Origin of the sequence: Mycobacterium sp. IS-3022 (assembly GCF_001500065.1) — a bacterium.
Classification (GTDB): Bacteria; Actinomycetota; Actinomycetes; order Mycobacteriales; family Mycobacteriaceae; genus Mycobacterium.
This window is the reverse complement of record NZ_LQIN01000036.1, coordinates 1-1,719: the sequence shown is the minus strand read 5'-3', so window position 1 is coordinate 1,719 and position 1,719 is coordinate 1. Positions and strand designations below refer to the sequence as shown.

The 1,719-nt window shown below is 66.1% G+C and carries 1 protein-coding gene; it reads left to right on the top strand.

Annotated elements, in window-relative coordinates; translation table 11 throughout:
* Positions 1–1,719, top strand: a 1,719-nt coding sequence (locus AU188_RS18855; protein WP_286137556.1) for a condensation domain-containing protein, incomplete at both ends; no start/stop codon positions are given.

The following is a 1,719-nucleotide window of genomic DNA, read 5'->3' as shown; positions in this document are numbered from 1 at the left end:
TCCTCGACCTGCAGCGGGTCGGCATCGACGACTCCTTCTTCGACCTCGGCGGAGACTCCGTATCGGCCATGCGCGTCGTCGCCGCGATCGCCAGGTCTATCGATGCCCATCTGACCGTGCGCACGCTGTTCGACGCGCCCACAGTTGCCCTGCTGGCAGTACACGTCAGGACTGACGGGGATCGGCGCGCCCCTCTGGTTGCCGTCCAGCGGCCCGCGCCAATTCCGTTGTCGTTCGCCCAGAGTCGGCTGTGGTTCCTGGACCAATTGCAGGGTGGCGCCTACAACATGCCGACCGCGCTGCAGATCTGCGGTCCGCTCGATGTCGAGGCGCTGAGCACGGCCCTCGACGACGTCGTCGCGCGCCACGAAGTGCTGCGCACCATCTATCCGCAAACCGACGGCGTGCCATCCCAACAGGTACTGCCCGCCCGCGCTGGAATGTGGCGGCACCGCGGCGCTCTGGTTGAGACGATGTCGGAGCGCGATGCGCTCGACGGGTTGTCGGCGCTGGCCGGATACCCGTTCGACCTGTCGGCTGAGATTCCGCTGCGTGCCCAGATCTACGCGGTCGGCCGGCAACAGCACCTGCTGGGAATCGTGGTGCACCACATCGCCTTCGACGGCTGGTCAGTGACACCGCTGGCGCGCGATCTGGGGCAGGCGTATGAATTGCGACGTCAGGGGAGTGCTCCCGAGTGGTCTGAGTTGGCTGTGCAGTACATCGACTACGCGTTGTGGCAGCGCGACCAATTCGGTGATCTCGAGGACGGCGACAGCCCCATCGCCACGCAGCTGGCCTACTGGCGCGACGCATTGGCGGGCATGCCGGAGCGGCTGCAGCTTCCGACTGATCGCCCTTATCCCGCCGTGGCCGACCAGCAGGGGGCGACGGTGCGGCTGGACTGGCCGGCCGAGTTGCAGCGGCGGGTACGTCAGTTGGCCGCCGCATCCAACGCAACCAGTTTCATGGTGGTCCAAGCCGCTCTGGCGGTGTTGCTGTCGCGGCTGAGCGCCACCTCCGATGTGGCGGTGGGTTTTCCGATCGCCGGACGCACCGATCCCGCCCTCGACGAGTTGGTGGGATTCTTCGTCAACACGTTGGTGTTGCGCGTCGACTTGTCCGGCGATCCCACGGTGGAAGAGCTACTGGCGCAAGTGCGCCGACGCAGCATCGAGGCGTATGAGCACGAGGATGTGCCCTTCGAGGTCCTGGTCGACCGCTTGAACCCAACCCGGAGCCTGACCCATCATCCGCTCGTCCAGGTGTTGTTGGCCTGGCAGAACCTTCCCGGGCACACCAGCGATCCAGCCGCCCGACTGGCAGTGGGCGGGCTCGAGGTCACCGAGATTCCCGTGCACACCCACACCGCACGGATGGATCTGTCGTTCTCGTTGTCCGAGCAGTGGACGGAAACCGCTGAGCCGGCAGGGATCTCAGGTTCGGTCGAGTTCCGCACCGACGTCTTCGAACCCGACACCGTCACCACGTTGCTCGAGCGGTTCGAGCGGGTCTTGACGGCCATGACCGCCGATCCGCATCGAGCGATCGCCGCGATAGACCTGCTCGATGCCGGCGAGCACCACCGCTTGGACGAGGTGGGCAACCGGCGGGTGCTGAGTGCACCGCGATCCGCGGCGGCATCGGTTCCTGAGTTGTTCGCCGTGCAAGTGGAGCGTCGTCCTGAGGCCGTGGCGGTCAATTGCGGACGGGATTCAT